6 protein-coding genes are annotated in these 3,462 nt (G+C 76.4%); all 6 read right to left on the bottom strand.

The window, feature by feature from the left end; translation table 11 throughout:
* Positions 1-396 (bottom strand): DUF2460 domain-containing protein (locus HPY23_RS32895; protein ID WP_236017650.1); only part of this gene is annotated, 396 nt, incomplete at its 3' end.
* Positions 397-432: 36 nt separating this feature from the next.
* Positions 433-1,800, bottom strand: a complete 1,368-nt coding sequence (locus tag HPY23_RS07735; RefSeq protein WP_091891429.1) for a hypothetical protein — start codon at positions 1,798-1,800, stop codon at positions 433-435.
* Complete coding sequence (locus HPY23_RS07730) at positions 1,797-2,360, bottom strand: gene transfer agent family protein (RefSeq protein WP_091891426.1); 564 nt, start codon at positions 2,358-2,360, stop codon at positions 1,797-1,799. The genes HPY23_RS07735 and HPY23_RS07730 overlap by 4 nt, the downstream gene beginning before the upstream one ends.
* A 7-nt stretch (positions 2,361-2,367) precedes the next feature.
* Positions 2,368-2,814, bottom strand: a complete 447-nt coding sequence (locus HPY23_RS07725) for a phage tail tube protein (protein ID WP_091891423.1) — start codon at positions 2,812-2,814, stop codon at positions 2,368-2,370.
* A 26-nt stretch (positions 2,815-2,840) separates the two neighbouring features.
* Positions 2,841-3,260, bottom strand: a complete 420-nt coding sequence (locus HPY23_RS07720; protein ID WP_091891420.1) for a DUF3168 domain-containing protein — start codon at positions 3,258-3,260, stop codon at positions 2,841-2,843.
* Positions 3,260-3,462: hypothetical protein (locus HPY23_RS07715; RefSeq protein ID WP_200649587.1), on the bottom strand; the 203-nt coding region annotated here is incomplete at its 5' end. The genes HPY23_RS07720 and HPY23_RS07715, both read right to left, overlap by 1 nt.

The following is a 3,462-nucleotide window of genomic DNA, read 5'->3' as shown; positions in this document are numbered from 1 at the left end:
CGGCTTGGTGATCGGGCGGGCATAGGGGGCGAAGGCGCCGCCGTAGGTCTTGGCGAGCGGGAACACCCGGGTGGTGCCGTCGCCGGTGCCGAGACGCTGGTCGGTGGGGGCGGGGGTCTGACCGGGAGCGGCGGAGCTGTGGTCGAAGGTGTCGCGCCAGCGAAAGCCGTAGAGGGGCCCGCGACGCTCCTCGAAGAAGGCGAGGAGCGTCGCGACGTCCTCGGCCGATCGCAGGGCGGGCCCGGCATTGTAGCGGCGGCGCGAGTGGCGCCAGAGGCTGTTCCGCTCCTCGTCGCCGGAGCCGAGGGTCACGATCTCGGTGCGCCGCTCCGGCCCGCCGCGGGAGCCGTAGGACAGGGCGAGGGGAAAGCGCACCTCGTGGAAGGGGCTGGACATGGCGCGCGGCCTCCTGAGGGTGACGGGGCCCTGTTCTCATAGACCCCGGAGGCCGCGCTGCACCGCCCGGGCGAGCGCGGCGCTGACCTGCGCCTCCGAGCGGTGGAAGCTCGGGGCGTCCGCGGTGGCGATCGAGACCGAGACCTGAACGGTCGGGGCGGTAGGCGACGGCGCGACGCCGTGGGACGCCGGCAGGATGCGGCCGGGCTGGAGCGGCACGAAGGTCTCGCGGCCGCTCTCGCCCACCGTGTAGGCGACGCCCGGGGTGACCGGGCCGCCGGCGGCGCGGCCGGTCGGGTTCTGGGTCAGGCCGAGCGAACCGAGGGCGTCGCCGATCAGGTCGGCCCCCGGGCTGCCGCGGCCGAACAGGCCATCGAAGGCGCGGTCGAGGCCCCGGCTCGCCAGCGTGGTGGCGAGCCGCGCGACGACCGTCGTCAGGCGCTCGCCGTGCAGGATCGCGCCCTTGAAGCTGTCGGCGAGCGCGGAGCCGAGCTCCCGCGACGCCGACTGGGCGGCGCGCTGCGCGGCCTCGGCCCGCTCGACCTGCGCGGTCGCGGCGCCGTAGGACTCCGCCACTCGGTCGACCTCCGCGCGAAGCGCCGGCGTCACCGCGAGGTCGGCCTTCTTGGCGGCTTCCAGCAGGCGGAACGCCGCCTCGGCCCTGGCCGCGGCGCCTTCCTCCCGGCCGACGGAATCCGCCTCGATCTTGAGGAGACCGGTCCGGCGGGTGAGGCGGGCGACCTCGTCGCGGAAGGCATCGTCGCCTTCCTCCGCCGCCGGCCGGGCAGGCCTCGTCCGAGCCGGTGCCCGGACGGGGGCGGGTGTCGGCGCGGGGCCTTGCGGTGCAGGCTCGGGACTTTGCGCGAGGCTACCGCGGGGCGCCGCTTCGCTGATCGCGAAGGCGTCGGCGATGCGGGCGCGGATCGCCGCGCCCTCCCCCGACGCCGCCTTCACCCGCCGGCCGAGATCGGCGACGAGGTCGGCGGCGGCCGGGATTTTCTGCGCGATGTCCCCGACCGCGCCCGCCACCGCGGCGAACCCCGCCACCGCCTCCCGGGAGGCGGAGCCGGCCTCGCCGAGGCGCGCGGCGAGGCCCCCGACCGCGTCGTCGACCCGTCGCAGGGCGGCGCCGTCGCCCGCAGTCGCCGGCAGGGCGCTCGCCTGCTCCATCGCGCGCTGGATCCGTCCCAGGCTCTCCGGCGCCGCCATCCGGGCGAGCTCGTCGCGCAGCGAGGCGCCGGCCCGGGCCATCGCGGCCGCGATCCGGCCGGACCCGGCCTCGACGGCGTGCTCGGCTTCCGCCATCGCCCGCTCGGCGACCGGCCCGGCGCGAGAGATCTCCCGCTCGTAGGCCGCGACGTTGGCCTCCAGCGAGACCACCAGGCGCTCGATCTCGGTCGTCATGCGGAGCCCTCGTCGGATGCGTCCCGGATCCAGGCCCAGAGCGCGTCCTCTTCCTGCGGTGTCGGGGCGTCCGCCGCGTCCGGGTCGCGGGCGCGGTTGAAGCCGTCGATGTAGGCGGCGAGCTGCCACAGGCTCATCGCCCGCAGGTCGGCGGCGGGCAGTCCCATGGCCGCAGCCGCGCCGTAAAAGGCCGCGAAGGCGATCCGCCCCTCGGGGCCGGCGGCGGCCGCTGGACGGCCGACCGGCTCGTCCTCGGCCCCCTCCAGCGCCGCCGCCAGCACAAGGGCGGCCTTGGCGATGAGCGCGATGCAGGGCAGCCCGTCGAGACGGCGGGCGATGGCGTGGGCTCGCGGCACCGGGACGCCGCCGCCGATCAGGCCGAGGCGCAGGACGTCGCGCACGTCCCGGAACCGGTAGGACAATCCGGCATGGAGGCGCTGCAGGAGGGCCGCCGGGCCGAGGCCCGTCGCTTCCTGCAGCGCCTCCAGGTCGCCGATGGCGAGGCGGAAGCGGTGGGTGGTGCCATCGAGGTCGAGGTCGACATGGCCGTCGCGGCTCATCGGCGCCTCACGCCGCGGCCGTGAAGGCGACCGCCCCGGTCGATTGCAGCGCCACCGAGACGCTGCAGCGCTCGCCCCGGACGGCGCCGACCTCGAAGCTCGTGAGGTGAAACAGTCCCTCCCAGGCGCCGCCGTCCTCCGCGCCGGTGCCGCTCACCTCGACCCGGGCCTTGACCGGCGCGTCGGATTCGTAGGCCGCGCGCCAGCGGACGAGGCTCTGGCGGGCCATCACGCCCTTGCCGGAGACCGCGACCGACTTCGACACCGCGAACCGGTCGACGAAGGGCGCGGCGTCCTCGTTGGCGCAGTCGGGCACGACCGAGCTGTTGGTCTCCTTTGTGAACTGTGCCGCACGCTCGGTGAGGCCGCAGGGCGCCTCGAAGGTGCCGGCCTTCGCGAGGCTCTCGAGCTTCACGGCGACGGCCGAGAAAGGCAGGGTGGTGGGCTGGGCCATGACGGGTTCGCTCCCGAGTGAGTGGGTCAAGTCGTCTCGGCGGCGACCGCCCCGAAGCGGGCGACGCCGTGCCAGGAGCCGGGCCCGAGGGGCTCCGGCAGGACGAGGCTGCGCTCGTGGGACAGCCACAGGAGTTCGCCGCGGGGCAGCGCCAGGTCCGCCTCGTCGAGGGCCGCCGCGACGGCGGCGAGCAGGCCCTGCACCGGGCTCAAGCCCCGGGCGCCGCGCAGGAAGGCGTGGACGGTCAGGCGGCAGGTGCAGCCGCGCCAGCCTTGCGCCTCGTAGGGGCCGACCTCCGGCGGATCGACGCGCAGGAACGGCCATTCCTCCCGGGCCCCGGCCACCTCGCGCACCCGGTCGCCGACCAGGGCACGGAGGGCCGGATCGGCGAGGAGGCGCTCCTGCACCGCCCGGAGCAGCCCGGGCGAGAGATCGAGGCCGGCCATCAGCCCGGCTCCGCAAGGCGCGCCACCGCCGTGCCGATCACCGGGCGCGGCATCCGCGTCGCGGTGCCGAATTCCCGCGCGACCAGCCCCTTGGCCTCGACCGCGACGGCGGCGCCCGTCGGGGTCGGTACCGCCTCGGCGCGTCCGTCCGGCAATTCCGCGGCGATGTCGGCCGCGAGCGCGGCGGCGGCCTCCGCCGCGC

The organism is Methylobacterium ajmalii, assembly GCF_016613415.1.
GTDB classification, from domain to species: Bacteria; Pseudomonadota; Alphaproteobacteria; order Rhizobiales; family Beijerinckiaceae; genus Methylobacterium; species Methylobacterium ajmalii.
The sequence above is the reverse complement of the archived record's forward strand: the minus strand, read 5'-3'. Positions and strand labels throughout refer to the sequence as shown.

Bases quoted from the DNA above. Each gene is read 5' to 3' on its own strand.
- HPY23_RS07735 (WP_091891429.1), bottom strand. From the start codon at position 1,800: ATGACGACCGAGATCGAGCGCCTGGTGGTCTCGCTGGAGGCCAACGTC.
- HPY23_RS07730 (WP_091891426.1), bottom strand. From the start codon at position 2,360: ATGAGCCGCGACGGCCATGTCGACCTCGACCTCGATGGCACCACCCAC.
- HPY23_RS07725 (WP_091891423.1), bottom strand. From the start codon at position 2,814: ATGGCCCAGCCCACCACCCTGCCTTTCTCGGCCGTCGCCGTGAAGCTC.
- HPY23_RS07720 (WP_091891420.1), bottom strand. From the start codon at position 3,260: ATGGCCGGCCTCGATCTCTCGCCCGGGCTGCTCCGGGCGGTGCAGGAG.